Annotated in this window: 23 protein-coding genes; 11 read left to right on the top strand and 12 right to left on the bottom strand. The window is 65.2% G+C overall.

Annotation, left to right across the window (positions count from 1 at the left end):
• Positions 1-16: 16 nt before the first annotated feature.
• From N2602_RS17860 to N2602_RS17850, 3 genes are read right to left on the bottom strand one after another with little or no spacing between them, the layout of a single operon-like run.
• Positions 17-580: an isochorismatase family protein gene (locus tag N2602_RS17860; protein WP_172786489.1), complete on the bottom strand. Its 564-nt coding sequence runs from the start codon at positions 578-580 to the stop codon at positions 17-19.
• A 25-nt stretch (positions 581-605) separates the two neighbouring features.
• Positions 606-1,226 (bottom strand): GNAT family N-acetyltransferase, encoded by a 621-nt coding sequence (locus N2602_RS17855; RefSeq protein ID WP_172786488.1) that lies wholly within the window; start codon positions 1,224-1,226, stop codon positions 606-608.
• Entirely contained in the window at positions 1,213-1,830 is a 618-nt protein-coding gene (locus N2602_RS17850) for a hypothetical protein (RefSeq protein WP_260383435.1), read from the bottom strand. The genes N2602_RS17855 and N2602_RS17850 overlap by 14 nt, the downstream gene beginning before the upstream one ends.
• Positions 1,831-1,901: 71 nt before the next feature.
• Between N2602_RS17850 and N2602_RS17845 the strand changes: the two genes are divergently transcribed.
• Positions 1,902-2,942, top strand: a complete 1,041-nt coding sequence (locus N2602_RS17845; RefSeq protein ID WP_212257564.1) for a LysR family transcriptional regulator — start codon at positions 1,902-1,904, stop codon at positions 2,940-2,942.
• Positions 2,943-2,960: 18 nt separating this feature from the next.
• Here N2602_RS17845 and N2602_RS17840 read toward each other — a convergent pair whose 3' ends face one another.
• Entirely contained in the window at positions 2,961-4,118 is a 1,158-nt protein-coding gene (locus N2602_RS17840; RefSeq protein WP_260383434.1) for an autotransporter outer membrane beta-barrel domain-containing protein, read from the bottom strand.
• Between the two features lie 378 nt (positions 4,119-4,496).
• Between N2602_RS17840 and N2602_RS17835 the strand changes: the two genes are divergently transcribed.
• Positions 4,497-4,703, top strand: a complete 207-nt coding sequence (locus N2602_RS17835) for a cold-shock protein (RefSeq protein ID WP_024338088.1) — start codon at positions 4,497-4,499, stop codon at positions 4,701-4,703.
• 219 nt (positions 4,704-4,922) lie between these two features.
• On the opposite strand, the gene purN is transcribed toward N2602_RS17835, so the two are convergent.
• Together purN and purM are read right to left on the bottom strand one after the other, a co-directional pair.
• Complete coding sequence (purN, locus tag N2602_RS17830; protein ID WP_260383433.1) at positions 4,923-5,576, bottom strand: phosphoribosylglycinamide formyltransferase; 654 nt, start codon at positions 5,574-5,576, stop codon at positions 4,923-4,925.
• A complete protein-coding gene (gene purM / locus N2602_RS17825) occupies positions 5,576-6,649 on the bottom strand; it encodes a phosphoribosylformylglycinamidine cyclo-ligase (RefSeq protein WP_172786483.1) in 1,074 nt (357 codons plus the stop codon). Before purM ends, purN begins: the two co-directional genes overlap by 1 nt.
• A gap of 155 nt (positions 6,650-6,804) precedes the next feature.
• On the opposite strand from purM, the gene N2602_RS17820 reads away from it, so the two are divergent.
• The 4 genes from N2602_RS17820 (at position 6,805) to ppx (ending at position 11,968) form a co-directional block, all read left to right on the top strand.
• On the top strand, positions 6,805-7,347 hold the full coding sequence (locus N2602_RS17820; RefSeq protein WP_172786482.1) for a CDP-alcohol phosphatidyltransferase family protein: 543 nt from the start codon (positions 6,805-6,807) through the stop codon (positions 7,345-7,347).
• Positions 7,348-7,438: 91 nt separating this feature from the next.
• Positions 7,439-8,116: a DnaA ATPase domain-containing protein gene (locus tag N2602_RS17815; RefSeq protein WP_260383432.1), complete on the top strand. Its 678-nt coding sequence runs from the start codon at positions 7,439-7,441 to the stop codon at positions 8,114-8,116.
• Between the two features lie 144 nt (positions 8,117-8,260).
• Entirely contained in the window at positions 8,261-10,450 is a 2,190-nt protein-coding gene (locus N2602_RS17810) for an RNA degradosome polyphosphate kinase (RefSeq protein WP_172786517.1), read from the top strand.
• 15 nt (positions 10,451-10,465) lie between these two features.
• Positions 10,466-11,968, top strand: a complete 1,503-nt coding sequence (gene ppx, locus N2602_RS17805) for an exopolyphosphatase (RefSeq protein ID WP_260383431.1) — start codon at positions 10,466-10,468, stop codon at positions 11,966-11,968.
• A 61-nt stretch (positions 11,969-12,029) separates the two neighbouring features.
• On the opposite strand, the gene N2602_RS17800 is transcribed toward ppx, so the two are convergent.
• Positions 12,030-12,890, bottom strand: coding sequence for a TerC family protein (locus N2602_RS17800; RefSeq protein WP_172786479.1), 861 nt, complete (start codon positions 12,888-12,890; stop codon positions 12,030-12,032).
• A 41-nt stretch (positions 12,891-12,931) separates the two neighbouring features.
• A complete protein-coding gene (ndk, locus tag N2602_RS17795) occupies positions 12,932-13,354 on the bottom strand; it encodes a nucleoside-diphosphate kinase (RefSeq protein ID WP_025035862.1) in 423 nt (140 codons plus the stop codon).
• 315 nt (positions 13,355-13,669) lie between these two features.
• Between ndk and N2602_RS17790 the strand changes: the two genes are divergently transcribed.
• The 3 genes from N2602_RS17790 (at position 13,670) to N2602_RS17780 (ending at position 16,217) form a co-directional block, all read left to right on the top strand.
• Positions 13,670-13,924, top strand: a complete 255-nt coding sequence (locus N2602_RS17790) for a sulfur globule protein precursor (protein ID WP_172786478.1) — start codon at positions 13,670-13,672, stop codon at positions 13,922-13,924.
• Between the two features lie 213 nt (positions 13,925-14,137).
• Positions 14,138-14,311: a hypothetical protein gene (locus tag N2602_RS17785; RefSeq protein WP_172786477.1), complete on the top strand. Its 174-nt coding sequence runs from the start codon at positions 14,138-14,140 to the stop codon at positions 14,309-14,311.
• Positions 14,312-14,357: 46 nt separating this feature from the next.
• Complete coding sequence (locus N2602_RS17780; RefSeq protein WP_260383430.1) at positions 14,358-16,217, top strand: ABC-F family ATP-binding cassette domain-containing protein; 1,860 nt, start codon at positions 14,358-14,360, stop codon at positions 16,215-16,217.
• A gap of 133 nt (positions 16,218-16,350) precedes the next feature.
• On the opposite strand, the gene N2602_RS17775 is transcribed toward N2602_RS17780, so the two are convergent.
• Both N2602_RS17775 and N2602_RS17770 read right to left on the bottom strand, forming a co-directional pair.
• Positions 16,351-17,316: a tripartite tricarboxylate transporter substrate-binding protein gene (locus N2602_RS17775; RefSeq protein ID WP_260383429.1), complete on the bottom strand. Its 966-nt coding sequence runs from the start codon at positions 17,314-17,316 to the stop codon at positions 16,351-16,353.
• Between the two features lie 161 nt (positions 17,317-17,477).
• Positions 17,478-17,948 (bottom strand): MarR family winged helix-turn-helix transcriptional regulator, encoded by a 471-nt coding sequence (locus N2602_RS17770; protein WP_260383428.1) that lies wholly within the window; start codon positions 17,946-17,948, stop codon positions 17,478-17,480.
• 97 nt (positions 17,949-18,045) lie between these two features.
• Between N2602_RS17770 and N2602_RS17765 the strand changes: the two genes are divergently transcribed.
• Together N2602_RS17765 and N2602_RS17760 are read left to right on the top strand one after the other, a co-directional pair.
• The gene (locus N2602_RS17765; RefSeq protein ID WP_260383427.1) at positions 18,046-18,414 is read left to right on the top strand and encodes an antibiotic biosynthesis monooxygenase; all 369 of its coding nucleotides are present in this window, start codon (positions 18,046-18,048) and stop codon (positions 18,412-18,414) included.
• A gap of 24 nt (positions 18,415-18,438) precedes the next feature.
• Positions 18,439-18,912, top strand: a complete 474-nt coding sequence (locus tag N2602_RS17760; RefSeq protein WP_260383426.1) for a hypothetical protein — start codon at positions 18,439-18,441, stop codon at positions 18,910-18,912.
• Between the two features lie 93 nt (positions 18,913-19,005).
• Here the strand turns inward: N2602_RS17760 and N2602_RS17755 are convergent, their stop codons facing one another.
• Together N2602_RS17755 and N2602_RS17750 are read right to left on the bottom strand one after the other, a co-directional pair.
• Complete coding sequence (locus tag N2602_RS17755) at positions 19,006-19,494, bottom strand: hypothetical protein (RefSeq protein WP_212257555.1); 489 nt, start codon at positions 19,492-19,494, stop codon at positions 19,006-19,008.
• A gap of 149 nt (positions 19,495-19,643) precedes the next feature.
• Positions 19,644-20,096 (bottom strand): DNA polymerase III subunit chi, encoded by a 453-nt coding sequence (locus N2602_RS17750; protein WP_260383425.1) that lies wholly within the window; start codon positions 20,094-20,096, stop codon positions 19,644-19,646.
• Positions 20,097-20,100 lie beyond the last annotated feature (4 nt).

Raw genomic sequence — 20,100 nt, 5'->3', positions numbered from 1 at the left:
GACCGGCCGCGGACGCCTACACCGCGACGGCGCCGCTGGTTCTGATCAGTTCGGCGCTGGACTGGATTGTAGCAAAATTCGCGATGACATTCACTACCGCATGCCGGTAGGCGGCGGCATCGTCCGTGCCCGGCTGCCGGCAAGCCACGGCGTCATCGATCACATGGTAGCGATGGCTGCGGTGAAACCCCTCGACGGCGGTGGCCAGGATGGTCTCGTCCAGGGAAAAGCCGACCAGAATGCAGCGCATGGCGCCGATAGCGGACATGTGGCCGACAAACCGCGACGAGCTGTAGGCGGACGGCAGCGGGTGCTCGAACGTCATCTCGCCCGGCCGTGGCCTGGCCTCTGCGATCCAATCGGTCAGCCTGGATGACGGATTGAACCAGGCCGCCTGCGCGATGCGCTTCAGATGCATCACCGGCCACAGATTGCTGCGCCACAGCGTCAGAAGTTCCAGGCAGCGCGCCATCGTCGCATCGCCGTCACGGATGACGTGGCGGCGGCCGGGGGTCAGGTACTCGACCTGAAGATCCGCACAGACCAGGATCGGCGGATCATCGTGCATGGAAACCAGCATCGTGTTGCGCGCAGCTGCACCTATTTCAGCGGTCGGCGAGAGCGAGGTCCCGCAGCGGTGAGGTCACTGCCCGCCCGGCCGACGCATCGAGCACGCCAGGCCGGTCCCAATCGCCCTCGGGACGGATGATCACATAGGGATCGCTGTCGAGCGTGATGGCGTCCGGGCCCGGCTCGACCTCCAGCAGCATCTCCGTGTAGGAGAAATCCGAGAAGGTGATCTTGCGGTTGTGACCGAGCGGCTTGGCGCCGAAATGGGCCCAGAAATCGACCAGCCGGTCCTGCGCCTGGCCGTAGATCTTGCGAAAGCCCTTGCGCTTCACATAATCGACGCTGGCCTGCACCAGCTTGAAGGAGACGCGGGAGCGCCGATATTGGTGACGCACCGCAAGCCGCTCCACCTTGGCGAAATCGCCGAAGAAGCGCACCCGCAGGCAGCCCGCAGGCTCGTTGCCGACGAAGCCGATGAAATGCGCGGCGACCATGTCGTTGCCGTCGAACTCCTCCTCGAACGGACAATCCTGCTCGGCGAGATAGACCGCCGAGCGGATGGCGGTCACCAGCATGAGATCGCTTGGGTCGCGCGCGAGGCGGATGGTGATGGCGCGGGAACAGGGCGTGGCGACAGGAATCCTAGTACCGTGCATCTGCAAAGCTCCTTGATTGGATGATCGCACCCGGCATGCGCAGCGGCCGTCGATGCCAGGGCCGCTCGTAGCACCAAAGGTCGGGTTGAAAGCTCGGAACAGGTGCAAAGCCTGTCGCCTTCATGATGTCGCGTCCAGCCACCGTTGACGGCTGCGCATAGCAGTCCGCACTGCGAAACCTTATCTGCCGCAGATGCGCCGCGGCCTTGCCGAGACCGACGATGCCGCGGCCCGTCGCCGCGATCGCCCAGATGTAGATGGCGGCGACGTCGTCGTCCGCCGCTGCGAGATAGCGCGTCTCCGGCGCAGTGAGGCAAATCTCGTCGAGCAGCAGCGCGTCGTGTCCGCGATCATTGAGGAACAGGAACGCCATGCCGCCGACGAGCTTGCCTTTGCGGCTGAATGTCAGGATGCTCTGGGGATCGAAAAGGTAATATTTGGCAAGCTCCGCCGTCCCAATCTGCACGCCCGGCACCAGCCGGTGCGCCATCTCCGAAAGCGCCTCAATTTCGGAAAATTGCGCACAGCGGACGTCGATGTCCGGGCTCAGAGGCAGGGCATCGAAATCGTGTCTTGCGGCAAACGAGCCCCTTTCCATACTCATATCACGCCTCTATCGTTCAAGGCTTTCATGCCCCGCTATGACGACGAGCTTAGCGGTTGGGGATCAGGAGTATGCAGCAGTTATTGCACCGGGGTGCTGCGATGATGCAGCACCGTGAAGAAGCCCTGGGCACGTCCTGGGATGATTTGAAGCTGTTTTTAGCGTGCGCAAAATATAAAAGTTTTCGGAATGCCGCCGAAGAGCTCGGCCTCACCTCCACAACGCTGATGCGCCGCGTCGACCGGCTCGAGGAGAGCATCGGCTGCAAGCTGTTCCTGCGCGACCAGAGCGGGCTTACGCTCAGCGATGAAGGCAACGCGATGATCGCCGACGTCACGCATATGGAGCGTCACGCCTTCAACGTCTTCCGCCGCGCCGCCCGGACATCGAACGACACCTCGGGCACCGTGCGCGTCGCCGTGACGGAAGGCCCCGGCAATTTCTGGATCCTGCCGCGGCTGATCGATTTCCAGAAGACCTACCGCAAGATCACCGTCGATCTGCGCTGCGCAATGGAGCAGGCCGACGTCGCGAGGCTCGAATCCGACATCGCAATCCAGCTCGAGCCGCCGACCAATCCGGATCTGATCGTCGCCAAGCTCGGCCGCCTTCATATCTATCCCTTCGTCTCCAAGGAATATGAAAGCCTCTACGGCGTGCCGGCAACGCTCGCCGAATTGAACAACCACCGCATCATCAAGCAGAGCGCGCCGCAGGTCGACGACGGCGCCTATGCCCGCGTGCTCGGGCTGAAGTCGCTCGAGGGCATCGTCGGGATCAAGACCAATTCGTCGGTGGGCGTGCTCTATGCGGTGGAGCGCGGCGCCGGCATCGGCTTCCTGCCGACGGTGTCGACTGCGCTCGGCGCGCCGCTCGTTGCCGTCGACCTCGGCGTCAGCCACCACGCCGATCTCTGGCTCACCTATCACAAGGAGTTTCGCACCTCCGAGCGCCACAAGATCGTGGTCGACTGGCTGAAGAAGATCTTCGATCCCAGGACCTATCCCTGCTTCCGCGACGAGTTCATCCATCCGAACGCGCTGGTGCCGATGATGACGGCGGCGCGCGAGGGCTTTGGCTTGACCGGATATGTGGCGACGGCGCCGACCTGAACGCAGGCGAGCGTCAGCTCACCATTTGTATTCGAAGCCGATTGTGCCCTGGTGCGAGGTGAGCTCGTTGCGGAACTTGCCGTCGTAATTGACGTAGAGCCGAGCCACGTTGGTCAGGCTGAGCGAAGCCGAGGCACCGGCATCCGCGCCGTAACGGCTCTCGCCGATGCCGGGAACGATGATGTTCTGGGCGCCCAGGCTGACCTGGATGGATCCCAGGTCCTGATGGAAATTGTCGACGAACTTGCCGTAGGCCGAGAGGTCCAGGATCTTCTGGTCGATAATGAAGTAGCGGCCGATCTCCGCCCCGATCATGATGCGCGCGCGCGAGAGCGCCGTCGCGCCGACGCTGAGCGGATCGAGCCCGCCGGACTCACTGAACGCGGCGCTGGTGGCGCGCACATATTCCAGCGCGCCCTTCGGCACGATGCGCATCTGGTCCTTGGTCCAGTAATAGCTGATCTCGGTCAGCGCGCCGTCGACGGCGGCGCGATAGCCCGCGGTCGCAAGGCCAAGGCCGGTGTCGCGGCTGGAATGGACCTTGCCGAAGCCGTGCACCACCGCAAAGGCCCAGGTCCACGGGCCCCTGTCGACCGAGCCGCTGAAGCCGAGCTGGGTCAGGTCGAGCGTTGCGGATTGCAGAGCCAGCGGCACGTCGATGTCGGTGTGGCTGTGGTCGACCGAGAATCCGATGTTGACGCCGGGTGCGAGCCGCGCGCCGAAACCGGCGACGCCGCCAAAGGTCTTGCGCTTGTCGCCGACGAAATCGCCTTGCGCATCGGTCCGGACCGAGAGGCCGTAGCCCTCGAACCAGGTGCGGTAGCGGGGATCTTCCGTGCCGGCCGAGGCACCGCCGCCGCCCGGATTGGTGCGGAACGCCCGGTTGACGCCGCCGGATGCCTGGTTGCCGAGCCGCTCCAGAAAGCCCGAGCCGAGATTGAGCGCGCTGTTGCCGGCTGACCGATCCTGATTGGTCGAGGTCGGCGACGGAATCGGCGTTGGCGACGGCGTGGGCGTCGGGGTGGGTGTCGGCGTCGGGCTTTGCGCGAAGCTGGGGCTCACCGCCGCCATGGTCACGACCAGCGCAAACGCCATCGCAAGCGCAGCGGCGATCCGGCGGACGCGGTCCAGCCCGATCGCCTGCCGTGTCCCGGAGAGCTGCGCGGCGCAGCGCATGACCATGAATCCCGTAGCGAAGTGGCGGCGCGCAAAAATGCAACACGGTCTGCGGCGCTAGCGGCGATTTGTGCCGAACTGCCACGAGGGGTCAACCGGTCGGCGCATGACGGCCAAGGCTATTGCACTGATTGTGGTTCTGCTGCCACAGGTCGCAAATTGCGCTTGAAGGCAGCTGGCCTGGTCTTGAAATCCCCGCGTGGCTTGCTAGGCGACGATTTTCATGTTGCAATATCGGTCACAATCGGAATTGGCCGCTTGGCTGTGCGTTTCGCGACATTGCGCCTCAAGACTCGAACAGACTTCCGGAAGACCGTTTGTGGCGTGGCACGCGAAAAGCGGCCGCGTCTTTTTTATATCTAGTGGAGGAGACGAGCGATGCCGCAAAAGGGCACCGTCAAATGGTTCAACCCGACCAAGGGCTATGGGTTCATCAAGCCGAACGGCGGCGACAAGGACGTGTTCGTCCACATCTCCGCGGTCGAGCGTGCCGGACTCTCCACCCTCAACGAGAACCAGGTGGTTGAATTCGACCTCGTGGAGAACCGCGGCAAGTCGTCCGCGGAGAACCTCAAGGTTTCCTGATGTCTCTCGCGGCAAGCGAGCGATCATGACGTTGCCCCCGGCTCTGCCGGGGGATCTTGTTTGGGGCTCGCCCGTTGCGCGTAGGTTCATGGTTCGGCTCGCACGCGCCACATATTCCGTCATTGCGAGCGAAGCGAAGCAATCCAGAATCTTTCCGCGGAGCGATTCTGGATTGCTTCGTCGCAAGAGCTCCTCGCAATGACGGGACGGGGCGGCTCTTCAGCGCACCACCGGCGCAACCAAGAAATTCTCCGACGCCGCGCTTCCCGCCGTCTTGCAGACATCGCCCTCGATCCGGACCTTGCCGGTCGCGAGCAGCCGCAGCGCCTCGGGATAGATGCGGTGCTCGACCTCGAGGATTCGCTCGGACAGCGTCTCCGCGGTGTCGTGGTCGCTGACGGGAACCGCGCCCTGCATCACGATCGGGCCGGCATCGGTCTCGGGGATGACGAAGTGCACCGTCGCGCCGGACAGCTTGACGCCCGCGCGCAGGGCCTGGCCGTGCGGGTCGAGGCCGGGGAACGACGGCAGCAGCGACGGATGGATGTTGAGCATCCGCCCATACCAGGCTTTTGTGAACTCGGCCGTGAACAGGCGCATGAAGCCGCCCAGACAAATCAGCTCGATGCCGTGCTTGTCGAGCGCCGCCTGCAGCTCCTTCTCGAAGCCGGCGCGGTCCTTGCCGAACGGCTTGCTCTCGATCACCTCCGTGGTCACGCCGCCCGCCCGGGCACGTTCGAGGCCGAGCGCATCGGCCTTGTTGGAGATGACGAGCGATATCTCCGCCGGAAAATCGGCGGCAGCGGCTGCCCTGATCAGCGCGGCCATGTTGGAGCCGCGCCCGGAAATCAGGATGGCGACGCGGCGCTTCATCACAGCGCCATGTCGAGATGGCCGTTATAGACGACGCGGTGCTCGCCCTCGGCCGGAATCACGGTGCCGAGCTGCGCCACGGTCTCGCCGGCGTCGGTGAAGACCTCGATCACCTTGTCGACCTTGTCGGGCTCGACGATCGCGATCATGCCGATGCCGCAATTAAAGGTGCGCAGCATTTCCAGCTCGGCAATGCCGGCCTGCGCGGCCAGCCATTTGAACACCGGCAGCACCGGCAGGCGTGCCAGATCGATGCCGACGCCGAGGTGCTTGGGCAGCACGCGCGGGATGTTGTCGGTGAAGCCGCCGCCGGTAATGTGGGCGAGCCCCTTCACCGCGCCGGTCTCCCGGATAACGCGCAGGCAGGATTTGACGTACAGCCTGGTCGGCGTCAGCAGCGCGCCGCCGAGCGTCATCACCGGCGCGAACGGCGCCTGCGCCTCGAAGCTGAGGCCCGACTGTTCGACGATCTTGCGGACCAGCGAGAAGCCGTTGGAATGCACGCCGGACGAAGCGAGACCGATCACGGCATCGCCCGCGGCGATGTCCTTTCGCGGCAGCAACGTACCGCGCTCGGCGGCGCCGACGGCAAAGCCGCCGAGGTCGTAGTCGCCGTCCTTGTAGAGGCCGGGCATCTCGGCGGTTTCCCCGCCGATCAGCGCGCAGCCGGATTCGCGGCATCCTTCTGCAACGCCTGCGACGATCGCCGCAGTGGCCTCGGGGTCGAGCTTGCCGCAGGCGAAATAGTCCAGGAAAAACAGCGGCTCGGCGCCCTGCACCACGAGGTCGTTGACGCTCATGGCGACGAGGTCGATGCCGATGCCGCCATGCAGCCCGGTCTCGATCGCGATCTTGACCTTGGTCCCGACGCCGTCGGTCGCGGCCACGAGGACCGGATCCTTGAAGCCGGCCGCCTTGAGGTCGAACAGGCCGCCGAAGCCGCCGATCTCGGCATCGGCGCCCGGCCGTGCGGTGGCGCGCACCATCGGCTTGATCAGGTCGACCAGGCGGTTGCCCGCGTCGATATCGACGCCTGAATCGGCGTAAGTGAGGCCGTTTTTGCGGTCGGTCATGCCCGATTTCCAGTGGGTTTGCGGCTGGTTACGTCGAATTCCGGGGACGCGCAATGGCTCGCATGGCGCTCCCCGCTATACTATGTAGACATATCAACCGGTTCAGCCTGCAACGGGCCGGATTTGAGGTCAGAACCGGTGCCGGGAAGCGCTGCGTGAGTATTCCAAACATCATTACCCTGGGCCGCATCATGCTGGTCCCGATCATCGTCTGGGCCATCGTATCGAGCCAAATGGAGGTCGCGTTCGCCGTCTTCCTCATCGCCGGCATCAGCGATGCCGTGGACGGGTTCTTGGCCAAGCGCTTCAACATGACGAGCGAGCTGGGCGCCCTGCTCGATCCGCTCGCCGACAAGGCGCTGCTGGTCTCGATCTACATGGCGCTCGGCATCTGGGGCGCGATCCCGCGCTGGATCGTGATCCTGGTGGTCTCGCGCGACATCATGATCGTCGCCGCCGTGATCGTGTCCTGGCTGTTCGACCGGCCGGTCGAGATGAAGCCGTCGAAAGTGTCCAAGCTCAACACGGTCGCGCAAGTGGCGTTCGCAGCCCTGGTGCTGGCGGCGCTTGCCTTCGGCTTCAAGCCCGCGCCCTATGATATCATCCTGATGGGTCTCGTCACGGTCCTCACGCTCTCCTCCGTGTCGCTCTATCTCGTCGAGTGGCTGCGGCACATGAGCACGATCGAGGCCAAATGAAAGTGGAAGCGGCCTCGTAAAGGCCATCTCCGCTCGATCAAATCGAATTCTCTTCGAACCGGCCGGCGCGCCGGCATGGAGCAAAGCAAGCGTGGCAGGCCGCGTTCATCCCCGACAATTGGCGTTTGCACTTCCGCATGCGGAGAGCCTCAGCCGGGACAACTTCCTCGAAGGCCCCGCCAACGCGGCCGGTCTCGGCCTGATCGACAGCTGGCCGGAATGGCCGAACCGGATCATGTGGCTGGCGGGCCCGGAGGGCAGCGGCAAGAGCCATCTCGCCGCGATCTGGGCCGAGGACGCTGGCGCCCGTTCGACCACCGCCAGTGCGCTGACCGCGGCGGCCGTGCCCGGCGCGCTCGCTACCGGCGCGCTGGTGGTCGAGGATCTCAAGGCTGGGGACTTCGACGAGCGCGCCCTGTTTCACCTGATGAATCTCGCCCGCGAGGACGGCGCCTACGTCCTCTTCACCGGGCGCGAGGCACCGGCCGCGCTTCAGATCGAGCTGCGCGACCTGCGCTCGCGCCTGCGCGCCGTTCCGGTGGTCACGCTGCTGCCGCCCGACGACCAGCTGTTCCGCGGCCTCATCGTCAAGTTCTGCGCCGACCGCCAGCTCAATGTGGACGAGAGCGTGGTCGGCTACCTCGCCACCCGCCTGGAACGGTCCTCGGCCGCCGCCCGCCGCGCCATCGAGCTGCTCGACAGCGAAGCCCTGCGGCTCGGCCGTCCCGTCACCCGGGCGCTGGCCGCCGAGCTGCTCCGGGACGCCTGACCGGCTCGCAGGCCTCCCTGAAGCCCGCTTGACGCGGGGCGGCGGCGGAACATCAATGTCATCGAAACGTCATCGCTCTAACACATGCTCCCGCCGATTTTGCGCTTAAGTCGCAATTGGGTGAACTGGATGGACCGACTTCTGATGGACTCTGCGCAAGCTCTTGAAACCAAAGAGAAAGCCCCGGAAACCGAGGGCCTCCCGGCAATCGCGTCCAGCCCCGAGCGGTTCATCAACCGCGAGCTGTCCTGGCTGCATTTCAACCGCCGCGTCCTGGAGGAATCGGTCAACCCCAGCCACCCCGTGCTGGAGCGGGTGCGATTCCTGTCGATTTCGGCGAATAACCTCGACGAGTTCTTCATGGTCCGCGTTGCCGGCATCAAGGCCCAGGTGCGCGAGGGCATTGCCGAACGCAGCCCCGACGGCCTGACGCCGTCCGAGCAGCTCGCGCTGATCAACCGCACCGTCTCCCAGCTCGCCTCCGACCAGCAGGCGATCTGGCGCGACCTGCGCGGCACGCTGGCCGATGTCGGCATCGTGCTGGTCGACGGCAAGGACGTCACCAAGGCTGAACGGACCTGGATCGAGGACTACTTCCTCAACAACGTGTTCCCGCTGCTGACGCCGCTGGCGATCGATCCGGCCCACCCCTTCCCGTTCATTCCGAGCCTCGGCTTCACCATCGCGCTGCACCTCACGCGCGCCGCCGACGGCAAGCAGATGAACGCGCTGATCCGCATGCCCGGCAAGATCGACCGTTTCATCCGCCTGCCGGCGGAGGGCACGGTGCGCCTGATCTCGCTGGAACAGGCCACCGCCCTGTTTATCAACCGCTTGTTCCCCGGCTACAATCTGCACGGCCATGGCGCCTTCCGGATCATTCGCGACTCCGAGCTCGAAATCGAGGAAGAGGCCGAAGACCTCGTCCGCCTGTTCGAGACCGCGCTGAAGCGCCGCCGCCGCGGATCGGTGATCCGGCTCGAGATCGACGCCAAGATGCCGGAGGAGCTGCGCAGCTTCGTGCAGCACGCGCTCTCGGCCGCCGACGACGAGGTGTTCCTGGTCGACGGCGTGCAGGCGATGAACGAGCTCTCGCAGCTGACCCGGCTCGACCGCCCCGACCTCGAATTCACCCCTTACGTGCCGCGCCATCCCGAACGCGTGCGCGAGCATGGCGGCGACATCTTTGCCGCGATCCGGCAGAAGGACCTGATCGTCCATCATCCCTATGAGTCGTTCGACGTCGTCGTGCAGTTCCTGCAGCAGGCCACGCGCGACCCTGATGTCGTCGCGATCAAGCAGACCCTCTACCGGACCTCCAACAACTCACCGATCGTGCGCGCGCTCGCCGAAGCGGCCGAAGCCGGCAAATCCGTCACGGCACTGATCGAGCTGAAAGCGCGGTTCGACGAGGAAGCCAACATCCGCTGGGCGCGCGATCTCGAACGCGCCGGCGTGCAGGTCGTCTATGGCTTCCTCGAACTGAAGACGCACGCAAAGCTCTCGATGGTGGTGCGCCGCGAGGGCGGCAGCCTGACGACCTACGTCCACACCGGCACCGGCAACTATCACCCGGTCACCGCGCGCATCTACACCGACCTTTCCTACTTCACCTCGGACCCGACCATCGGCCGCGATGCCGCGCGCGTGTTCAATTTCATCACCGGCTATGCCGCGCCGAGCGATCTGGAAAAGATGGCCGTGTCGCCGCTGACCTTGCGCAAGCGCATCATCGAGCACATCCAGGGCGAGACCGCGCATGCGCGGCACGGCCGTCCGGGCGCGGTCTGGATGAAGATGAATGCGCTGGTCGACCCCGACATCATCGATGCGCTCTACGAGGCGTCCCAGGCCGGCGTCCAGGTCGAGCTCGTGGTGCGCGGTATCTGCTGCCTCAGGCCCGGCATTCCCGGCCTGTCGGAGAACATCCGCGTCAAGTCGATCATCGGCCGCTTCCTGGAACATGGCCGAATCTACTGCTTCGGCATGGGCCAGGGCCTGCCGAGCGCGAAAGCGGCTGTGTATATCTCCTCTGCCGACATGATGCCGCGAAACCTCGACCGCCGCGTCGAGGTGCTGTGTCCGCTGCAAAATCCGACGGTGCATCAGCAGGTTCTCGAACAGATCATGGTCGCGAACCTGAAGGACAATGAGCAGAGCTGGCAGTTGTTGCCGGATGGGTCTTCAACGCGTATGAAGACCGCGAAGGGCGAGGAGCCTTTCAACGTCCACAACTACTTCATGACGAATCCGAGTCTGTCTGGCCGTGGAAAGTCGCTCAAGGAATCCTCGCCGCGTCGTCTCACGCGCCGGAACGAACGCCATCAATCCTGATCGGGGATTTGCGACGTGAAGCGGCCGCGCAAGCGCGGCTCGAGCGTCGCGGTTATCGACATCGGCTCCAACTCGGTCCGCCTCGTCGTCTACGAGGCGCTGGCGCGCAGCCTCATCCCGATCTTCAACGAGAAGACGCTGTGCGGCCTCGGACGCGAGGTGCAGAGCACGGGCCTGCTTGCGCCCGACGCCGTCGACAAGGCCCTGACCTCGCTGAAACGGTTTCGCGCGCTCTGCCGGGTGATGCAGGTCGGACGCGTGTTCGCGATCGCGACCGCGGCGTGCCGCGACGCCTCCAACGGTCCCGATTTCATCGCCAAGACCGAGCGCATCTGCGCGGTGAAGATCGAGATCCTGTCGGGCCCGCGGGAGGCGCGGCTCTCGGCGCTCGGCGTGATCTCCGGCATCCACCTCCCCGACGGCATCGTCGGCGACCTCGGCGGCGGCTCGCTGGAGCTGATCGACGTGCGCAGGAACGCGGTGCGCAGCGGCGTGACGTTGCCGCTCGGCGGTCTCGCGCTCCAGGATCTCGCGCACAAATCGCTCAAGCGTGCCGATCGCATCGTGCGCGAGGAGATCGACGAGGTGCCGCAGCTGACGGCAGGCCGCGGCCGCACCTTCTACGCCGTCGGCGGCACCTGGCGCGCGCTCGCGCGCATCCACATCATCCAGAGCGGCTATCCGCTCCAGGTGATGCACGGCTATTCCATCCCGGCTGCTGAAGCGCTCGACTTCTCGCGCCGCCTGCGGCGCCTCGCCGCCGCCAACATGCTTGCCGACATCGAGATCGTCGCCGATGCGCGGCGCCCTCTCCTCACCTATGCGGCGCTGGTGCTCGAGCACATCATCCGGGTCGCAAAACCCAAGACGATCGTGTTCTCGACCTTCGGCGTGCGCGAGGGCCTGTTGCACGAGAAGCTGTCGGAGTCCGAACGGACCAAGGACGGGCTGATCTGCGCGGCCGAGGAGCTGAACCAGCTGCTGTCGCGTTCAGCCAAACACGCGCGGGAGCTGATCGCCTGGACCGACCGCCTGGTGCGCGTCGTCAAGCTGCGCGAGACGGAAGAGGACCGTCGCCTCCGCCACACCGCTTGCCTGCTCTCCGACATCGGCTGGCGCGTGCATCCCGATCATCGCGGCGAACAGACGCTCAGCCTCGTCGTCAACGGCAATTTCGGCGCGATCACCCACACCGAACGCGCCTTCGTCGGCCTGTCGGTGTTCTATCGCTATGCCGGCCTCAGCGAGGAGAACCAGCCGCCGGCCACCATGCAGGAGCTGCTGACGCCGGCGCAACTCGAACGCGCGCGCCTCCTGGGCGCTGCATTCCGCGTCGCGCATCTGATCTCGGCTGCACGTCCCGGCGTGCTGCCCGCCACGCATTTCCGCAGCCAGGGCCGCAAATTGATGCTGGTGTTCGAGCACCGGCTCGGCGACCTCGTCGCCGATCGCGTCGGCAGCCGCTTCCGTCAGCTCGCCCGCCTGATCGGCCGCTCGGGATCGATCGTGCGGCGCTGACAATGGCGGCGAGTGCTCGCCTCTCCCTGCGGGAGAGCTGAACAGCAATCCTCGGAAAACTCTATTCCGCTGAAGCCTTGGCGTGCTGCTCGGAGGATGCCAGCGCGACGGCGGTCAGCCTGCGCCGGCGCCAGATGGTGCCGACCACCAGCACGACGAGGACGCCGAGTGCGGCGCAGAGAAATTCGGGGCCGGCCCCGCCATGGCCGAATTGCGGCGGGATGCGGAATACCCCGAGCATGGCGTCGAGCGAGGCGCCGAACGGGCCCTCGAACAGCGCGTGCAGTCGCGGCGCGACGCCGGGATCGGTCGCGATCACCTCGCCCGAGATCCAGCCGAGCAATGCCGCGCCAGCCCAGACCAGGACCGGCAGCTTTTCCAGCAGCGCCATGATCAGCGCCGCGCCGGCGACGATCAGCGGCACGCTGATGGCAAGGCCGAGGATCAGCAGAGGCACGCTGCCATTGGCCGCGGCGGCGACCGCAATGACGTTGTCGAGACTCATGACGATGTCGGCGACCACGACGATCTGGATCGCCTGCCACAGATGCGCGGCAGCGTCGACGTCGTCATCGTCATCGTGTTCCGGCACCAGAAGCTTGGCCGCGATCACGATCAGCGCAAGGCCGCCGACCAGCTTGAGATACGGCAACTCCATCAGCGTGGCGACGATGCCGGTGAAGATGATCCGCAGCATCACCGCTGCGCCGGCACCGAAGATCATGCCCCACAGCCGATGCCGCGGCGAGAGGCCGCGGCACGCGAGCGCGATCACCAGCGCATTGTCGCCGGAGAGCAGGATGTTGATCCAGATGATCTTGCCGACCGCGATCCAGAAGGTCGGCGCAGCCATCTCGTTGCGGAACTGGGTGAAGAATGCCCCGATCGTAGCGGGATCGAAGATCTGCCAGAGCCAGTCCACAATGAGTCCTTTCGCCCGTTATTTCTAACCTGCCGGCTGGATCAGCCGACGATCTCGTTGCCCGAGAAGAACTGCGCGATCTCGATCGCGGCGGTCTCCGGCGCATCCGAACCGTGCACCGAGTTCTCGCCGATCGACTTGGCATAGAGCTTGCGCACGGTGCCCTCGGCGGCCTTGGACGGATCGGTCGCGCCCATCACCTCGCGGTACTTGGCGATCGCGCCTTCGCCTTCCAGGACCTGAACCACGACCGGGCCGGAGGTCATGAACGCCACGAGCTCGCCGAAGAAGGGGCGCGCCTTGTGGACGGCGTAGAAGGTCTCGGCCTGCTCCTTGGTCATGCGGATGCGCTTCTGCGCCACGATGCGCAGGCCGGCCTTCTCGATCACGGCATTGACCGCGCCGGTCAGGTTACGCTCGGTCGCGTCGGGCTTGATGATCGAGAACGTGCGTTCGATGGCCATAATATTGTCCTTGGGGAAGAAGGCGGGTGGTTGTCGAGTTGCGGGGCTTATATCGGCGCCTTTGCCGGACGGCAAGCGACCGCCGAAACGGCCTCACAGGCGCTTCGCCGCAGGCGGCCGGCGTCCGATTTCGGCTTGGATGACAACAATTTCACCCAGATGAACCCAATCTGAAACCGCCGTGAGGGTCCGGTTCAGCTTCGCCAGCGTAGGGTGGCTCCATCGAAACCGAAGCCTGATCGTCAGGCGGACCGTTTCGGAGGCCTTTCCATCGACGCGGATTCCCCCGCGCCGGGCAGTTTTGAGGAGATCACCATGTTGAGGAAACTTTCGCTTGCCGCTGTCGCCGCGGTTGCGCTCGGTGCCGCGCTGGCGCCGACCTCGGCCTCCGCTCATTGGCATGGCGGCGGCCCGGGCTGGCATGGCGGTGGCGGCTGGCACGGCGGCTACCGCTGGGGCGGTCCGCGCTACTATGCCCCCGTCTCCTACGGTTATGGCGGCTGCTATGTGCGCCGGCTGGTCCCGACCCCCTGGGGACCCCGCTGGCGGCTGATCAACCGCTGCTACTGAACCCGTCAGCACCTTTCGAAGGGTACCTAAGCCCCCCAAGGTACCTGCCAAGAGAAGCCCCGGCGCCCCCTCGCCGGGGCTTTGCCTTGAGCGGACAATGCGCAGCTCATACAATTTTTACGAGAATGTCCGGCATTCCCTGCAGCCGGCGAAACCATTTCGCCGGCAATGACTTGGTACCGTGTCTTTACTTCGAGAACACGGAACCTTGCGATGGCTGGGCCTTTTGCCAGTGACAGCGAACAGATCGACCGGCGCACCAGCCGCTCGATTTGCGATGCCGTGGGCGAACGGCTGCAGCAGAGCCTCCGGCCCGAGCCGCGCCTTCCGACCCATCTCGAGCAGCTCCTGAACGAGCTGCGGCGGCGTGAACGCGAGACGCACTGACGGAAAAACGGGTTGCGTTCGACGCGCCTTGCGGTGACAAGGCCGCATGCTCGCCATCAACGACCTCTCCATCCGCCTCGCCGGACGCCTTTTGATCGACCAGAGTTCCGTGCAGATCACGCCCGGATCGCGCGTCGGCCTGGTCGGACGCAACGGCACCGGCAAGTCGACGTTGTTCAAGGTGATCCGCGGCGGACTTGCGGCCGAGCACGGCTCGGTGACCCTGCCGCCGCGCTGGCGCATCGGCAGCCTGGCGCAGGAAGCGCCGAACGGCCCCGAAAGCCTGATCTCGGTCGTGCTCAAGGCCGACCTCGAACGCGACGCGCTGCTCACCGAGGCCGAGCACGCGACCGATCCGCACCGCATCGCCGAGATCCAGACCCGCCTCGTCGACATCGACGCCCACTCGGCGCCGAGCCGGGCGGCCGCGATTCTCTCCGGCCTCGGCTTCTCCGCCGCCGATCAGCTCCGCCCCTGTGCCGAATTCTCCGGCGGCTGGCGCATGCGCGTCGCGCTCGCCGCAACGCTGTTCGCGGCGCCCGACCTTCTGCTGCTCGACGAGCCCACCAACTATCTCGACCTCGAAGGCACGCTGTGGCTAGAGGATCACCTCGCGCATTATCCGCGCACGGTGATCGTGATCAGCCACGACCGCGACCTCCTGGAAAGCTCGGTCGACCAGATCCTGCATCTGGAGCGCGGCAAGCTCACGCTCTACAAGGGGTCTTATTCCTCGTTCGAGGAGCAGCGCGCCGCGCGCGAGCTGCTCGATGCCAAGGCGGTCAAGCGCCAGGAGGCCGAGCGCGCCCGCCTCCAGGCCTTCGTCGACCGCTTCAAGGCCAAGGCATCGAAAGCCCGGCAGGCACAGTCTCGCGTGAAAATGCTGGAGCGGCTGAAGCCGATCACGGCGCTGGTCACCGAGGACGTGCGGGAGATCAGCTTCCCGACGCCGGAGAAGATCTTGTCGCCGCCGATCATTGCCGTCGACAACGCCTCGGTCGGCTACGATCCGGCGAGCCCGGTGCTGGGCCGCGTCACCTTGCGCATCGACAATGACGACCGCATCGCGCTGCTGGGTGCCAACGGCAACGGCAAGTCGACGCTGGTGAAACTGCTCGCCGGACGGCTCGCGCCTTTCTCGGGAAAAGTGACGCGCGCCGACAAGCTGTCGATCGCCTATTTCGCGCAGCATCAGCTCGATGAGCTCAATGAAGACGCTTCCGCCTACGATCACGTCCGCAAGCTGATGGGCGATGCGCCCGAGGCCAAGGTGCGCGCCCGCGCCGGCGCGATCGGCTTCTCCGGCAAGGCCGCCGACACCAAGGCCGGCCAATTGTCAGGCGGCGAGAAGGCGCGCCTCCTCCTGGGGCTTGCGACCTTCTTCGGCCCCAACATGATCATCCTGGACGAGCCGACCAACCATCTCGACATCGACAGCCGCGGGGCGCTTGCGGAAGCGATCAACGAGTTTCCCGGCGCGGTGATCATGGTCTCGCACGACCGCTATCTGATCGAGGCCTGCGCCGATCGGCTCTGGATCGTCGCCGATCGCACCGTCACCAATTACGACGGCGATCTCGACGAGTATCGCCGCCTGGTGCTGTCGACGCGCAACGCCGAAGCCCCGCGCGAGCGCAGCGCGCCAAGCGAGAAACTGCAGCGCCCGAAATCGGACAATCGCGGCTCGCTGAAGAAGCGCATCGCCGAAGCCGAGGCCGAGATCGCGCGCGTCAGCGACATCATCGCCAAGATCGACACGGCGCTGGCCCTGCCCGACATCTTCACGCGCGATCCCAAGCAGGCGGCGCAGCTGTCAAAGGCGCGCGCCAATGCTGCCGACGCGCTGACGCGCGCCGAGGAGCAATGGCTGGAGGCGAGCGCGCAATTCGACGAGGCGGCGGGTTAGCGCCTCCACCGCGCTCCAGCCAAACGTGTAAAACAACCCCATGCACAGTACCGGCATTATGGCACCGGCGAACTAGCCTTTGAACAAGCTGCTTTTTACCCGCTCGGCGGCAAGCCTCGCGGGGCGCAAAAGCTCAATCGGCGTATTGCCCGGCCGCCTTGATGATCGGGGCCCAGCGGTCGATCTCACTCGTCAGCATCGCACCTAACGCCTCCGGCGTCGCCTTGTCCTGCGGCACCGGCTCGGTGTTGATGTCGTTGAACCGGGCGATCAGCGCGGGATCCTTAAGCGCGGTCTGCAGCGCCGCGGTCAGCTTCTGAACGATCGCCGGCGGCGTGCCCTTGGGCGCATAGATGCCGTGCCAGACACCAAGCTCGAAACCCTTGAGGCCGGCCTCGTCGGCGGTCGGCAGATCCGGCAGACTCTTCAGCCGTTCCTTGGTGGTGATCGCGTAGGCCTTGACCTGCTTGGCCGTGATCGGCCCCGTGGTGTTGGTCGCCTGATCGCAGGTGAGATCGATCTGCTTGCCGAGCAGATCGTTCATGATCGGGCCGTTACCCTTGTAAGGCACCGTGGTGAGCTGCTTCTGGATCGCGGTCATGAACAGCATGCCGCACAGATGCGAGGCCGCACCCAGGCCGGCATTGGCATAGGTCAGCTTGTCGCCCTGCTGCTGGGCGTAGGCGACCAGGTCCTTGAGCGTGTCGGCCGGAAAATCGGGCCGCGCGATGATGGTCATCGGCGCGTTGGTGACGAGCCCGATCGGCGCAAAGGCCGTCTTGGTGTCGTAGCTGAGATTGCGGTAGAGCGTCGCGGCGGTCGAGATGCCGACATGATGGATCAGCAGCGTGTAGCCGTCCGGCTGGGCGCGCGCGGCCCGGGTCGTGCCGATGGTGCCGCCGGCGCCGGTCGCGTTCTCGACGATGACCTGCTGTCCCAGGGATTTCGCCATGCCCGCCGCGGTCAGCCGGGCGATGGTGTCGGTCGGCCCGCCCGCAGCGAATGGCACCAGCATGGTGATGGGCCTGGTCGGATAGTCCTGGGCGAATGCCGCACTGAGCGTCAGAAGCAGCGCCGATACGAGGGCAATGAACCGCATAGTTTCCTCCGGATTGTTGTTTGCGCCATCAAAGCGCATTCAGGGGCGCGCGGCCATCACGAAAGCGACGTCAGCAGGAACCTTGCAGCGGTCGAGCGCGCGCCGAGGCCGAGCACATCGCATTCGGTGCGACCGCGCGTGACCTTGGCGCTTGCCCAGCACTACGTCTGCGCCTCGGCTTCGCTCTCGAGCTTCGTCCTTAGTGCCGCGACGATGCGATGAACCGTTTGCAGATCCTTGACCGCAACCCCTTCGGAAAGGCTGTTGACCCACGGCATCTGCAGGGCCATGGCGGCATCGAAAGCACGGCGCCCCTTGTCGGTCAGGACGACGAGCTGCGCTCGGCGGTGGTGCGGATTGGCCTCGAAAGCAACGAGGCCTTCCCCGTGGAGGTCGTTGACGATCCGCTGCACGTTTTGACGATTGCCGCCCAGATCGCGGGCGAGCCAGGCCACCGGCTGGGGCCGCTCCGCCTGCACGATGGCGCCGAGAATCTGCCAGCGGGCGCTGGTGAGCCCGAGCCGGGCCACCAAGCGGTCGCCAGCGGTCAAGAGCAGGCTGTTCAGCCGGAACAAGTCAAGCATGAGGTCGGTCAGAGCATCGCCGGCCGGCGTTCGTTGGGATTTTCGCATCCGTCACCATAGACAGTTATTGACATCATGATGTCAAATCGCTAGATTATCCATAGTACCAGATTGACATCATAAAACCATCTCGACGGAGTTCGTCATGGCGCGCCTACGCCCACTGGACCCTGACTGTCCCATCGAGCGCCAGCTCGGCATCGACACCGGCCCCGTGGTGCTGGTGAATCTGTTCACGCTCGACAAGGCCGATGAACAAAGCTTTCTCCGGATCTGGCAAGACGATGCCGCCTTCATGAAGCGGCAGCCGGGCTTCATCTCCACCCAGCTTCACCGAGCAATTGGCGAAAGCCCCACGTATCTGAACTATGCGGTTTGGCAGACGACCGCCGACTTCCGGGCTGCGTTCACGCACCCCGAGTTCAGGTCGAAGATCTCGGCCTACCCCGCATCCGCCGTCGCCTCCCCGCACCTTTTCGAGAAGGTCGCGGTGCCCGGCATTTGCGTCGCGTAGCTCGCTTCGAGAACGGCAGACCCGATGACCAGGATCATCCACCCAATCGCGGGAGCGGTCGCACTGACGACCATTGCGACCTTCTGGCTTTCCACGGCTCTCACCGAGCTATTTGCGTCACACCAGACCATCGCCATGGTGAAGACCGCCATACCGTGGGGCTTCCTGTTGCTCATTCCGATGCTCGCGGCGACGGGAGGTTCGGGATTCGTCTTGGCACAGGAGCGGCTCGCCGGCCTGATCGGTGCGAAGATCAAGCGCATGCCGTTCATCGCCGGCAACGGCATCCTGGTTCTGATTCCCGCCGCGTTGTTTCTTGCCTCCAAGGCGAAGGCCGCGGAGTTCGACACCACGTTCTACGCGGTGCAGACTCTCGAATTGTTTGCCGGCGCGATGAACATCGCCCTTCTCGGCCTCAATATGCGCGACGGCTTCAAGATGAAGGGCCGTTTCCGCGCTCGCCAGCCCGATCGCTCCAACACCAAGCCGATCCTCTGAGCGCGCCGCCAAGCCTGCTTTGCATCGGGTCCGCCCCGCTCACCTCCTGGATCGGAGACTCTTCCGTTTCACTGCGGCGCAGGCGATCCCCGACTACGCGTGCTTCTTCTTCGGCTTGGCCGCCCTCGGCATCGGCTGCGGGTCCGGATTGCCTTCGATCGAGGACAGACGTCCAGCGGTGAACGTGTAGACGCCCGCGCGCGGACCAGTCGTCCACGTGACCACGGCGACGCGGCGGCCGGCGGCATCGTTGGAGAGATTGATGCTCGAGGGCGCGCCGATGCCGCGCACCACGTCGCATTCGGTGTGGCCGAGCGCGACCGTGCCGCCCATCGGCGCGGTCGTCGAGGCATTGGCATCGGCCGGTCCGGGCGGCGGCGCCATGCCGGGACAGGCGCCGTCGGCGCTGACGAGATCCTCAGCTCCGACCGGCTTGTCCGGGGTCAGCGGCGGCGATTCGATCGAGATGTTCTTGATGAAGAGACGGCCGGGTTTCTGGAACCATTCGGCGTCCTTCGACAGCAGGTCGGTGCCGCCCGAGCAGCCCGCGACCAGCGGTGCTACGGCAACGAGCGCAATCATGAGCGAGCCGGGAAGCTTTTGATGTCGCACGATAAACTAATTCCCCGCGTGAAGGACCAGCCCTAAGCGTTTGTCCCAACATCCCTTTGCGGCACGAAGGTGGCCGAAGCCAGCATCGCCCGAAAAGTGCAAATTATCATTAATTGCGGCTAATTGCGTTTCTGCCACCGGCCCCGGTCGTCGGCCTGCCAATAGGTGACATCAAATCCCCGCGCCTTGCAATCCGTCCAGGCCGTGCGGGCGAGCGCGAGCGCGTCGGGATCGTCGCCGTTGAACAGCAGGACCATGCGCTCGTAGCCCTGTGCGTCCTCCGGCAGCGCGGCGTTGTCGATCAGGAAGCGGACATTGGCCCCATTGGGATTGCCGCCCTCGATCGCCAGCACGATCGGCTGGTCGGCAACATCGTTCACCCGCCATGTCGCGTGCGGCAGGAATGAATCGTCGCGATAGGTCCACAAATGCGAGTCGAGCGCGTCGGCGCGCTCCTCCGAGGTCGACTGCACCACGACGCGCCAGCCGCGCTCGAGCGACTTCTCGAGCAACGGCGGCAACACATTCTCCACCGTCATGTTTTGCAGATGGTAGAACAGCACTTCAGTCATGTCG

It is taken from the genome of Bradyrhizobium sp. NC92, from assembly GCF_025200865.1.
Lineage (GTDB): Bacteria > Pseudomonadota > Alphaproteobacteria > Rhizobiales > Xanthobacteraceae > Bradyrhizobium.
The sequence above is the reverse complement of the archived record's forward strand: the minus strand, read 5'-3'. Positions and strand labels throughout refer to the sequence as shown.

Excerpts from the sequence above, each read along its gene's own strand:
- N2602_RS17860 (WP_172786489.1), bottom strand. The coding sequence starts at position 580 with ATGCTGGTTTCCATGCACGATGATCCGCCGATCCTGGTCTGTGCGGAT.
- N2602_RS17755 (WP_212257555.1), bottom strand. The coding sequence starts at position 19,494 with ATGATTGCGCTCGTTGCCGTAGCACCGCTGGTCGCGGGCTGCTCGGGC.
- N2602_RS17810 (WP_172786517.1), top strand. The coding sequence starts at position 8,261 with ATGGACTCTGCGCAAGCTCTTGAAACCAAAGAGAAAGCCCCGGAAACC.
- N2602_RS17850 (WP_260383435.1), bottom strand. The coding sequence starts at position 1,830 with ATGAGTATGGAAAGGGGCTCGTTTGCCGCAAGACACGATTTCGATGCC.
- N2602_RS17840 (WP_260383434.1), bottom strand. The coding sequence starts at position 4,118 with ATGCGCTGCGCCGCGCAGCTCTCCGGGACACGGCAGGCGATCGGGCTG.
- N2602_RS17780 (WP_260383430.1), top strand. The coding sequence starts at position 14,358 with ATGCTCGCCATCAACGACCTCTCCATCCGCCTCGCCGGACGCCTTTTG.
- N2602_RS17835 (WP_024338088.1), top strand. The coding sequence starts at position 4,497 with ATGCCGCAAAAGGGCACCGTCAAATGGTTCAACCCGACCAAGGGCTAT.
- N2602_RS17790 (WP_172786478.1), top strand. The coding sequence starts at position 13,670 with ATGTTGAGGAAACTTTCGCTTGCCGCTGTCGCCGCGGTTGCGCTCGGT.
- N2602_RS17855 (WP_172786488.1), bottom strand. The coding sequence starts at position 1,226 with ATGCACGGTACTAGGATTCCTGTCGCCACGCCCTGTTCCCGCGCCATC.
- purM (WP_172786483.1), bottom strand. The coding sequence starts at position 6,649 with ATGACCGACCGCAAAAACGGCCTCACTTACGCCGATTCAGGCGTCGAT.
- N2602_RS17760 (WP_260383426.1), top strand. The coding sequence starts at position 18,439 with ATGACCAGGATCATCCACCCAATCGCGGGAGCGGTCGCACTGACGACC.
- ndk (WP_025035862.1), bottom strand. The coding sequence starts at position 13,354 with ATGGCCATCGAACGCACGTTCTCGATCATCAAGCCCGACGCGACCGAG.
- N2602_RS17770 (WP_260383428.1), bottom strand. The coding sequence starts at position 17,948 with ATGCGAAAATCCCAACGAACGCCGGCCGGCGATGCTCTGACCGACCTC.
- N2602_RS17765 (WP_260383427.1), top strand. The coding sequence starts at position 18,046 with ATGGCGCGCCTACGCCCACTGGACCCTGACTGTCCCATCGAGCGCCAG.
- purN (WP_260383433.1), bottom strand. The coding sequence starts at position 5,576 with ATGAAGCGCCGCGTCGCCATCCTGATTTCCGGGCGCGGCTCCAACATG.
- N2602_RS17785 (WP_172786477.1), top strand. The coding sequence starts at position 14,138 with ATGGCTGGGCCTTTTGCCAGTGACAGCGAACAGATCGACCGGCGCACC.
- N2602_RS17775 (WP_260383429.1), bottom strand. The coding sequence starts at position 17,316 with ATGCGGTTCATTGCCCTCGTATCGGCGCTGCTTCTGACGCTCAGTGCG.
- N2602_RS17845 (WP_212257564.1), top strand. The coding sequence starts at position 1,902 with ATGCAGCAGTTATTGCACCGGGGTGCTGCGATGATGCAGCACCGTGAA.
- N2602_RS17750 (WP_260383425.1), bottom strand. The coding sequence starts at position 20,096 with ATGACTGAAGTGCTGTTCTACCATCTGCAAAACATGACGGTGGAGAAT.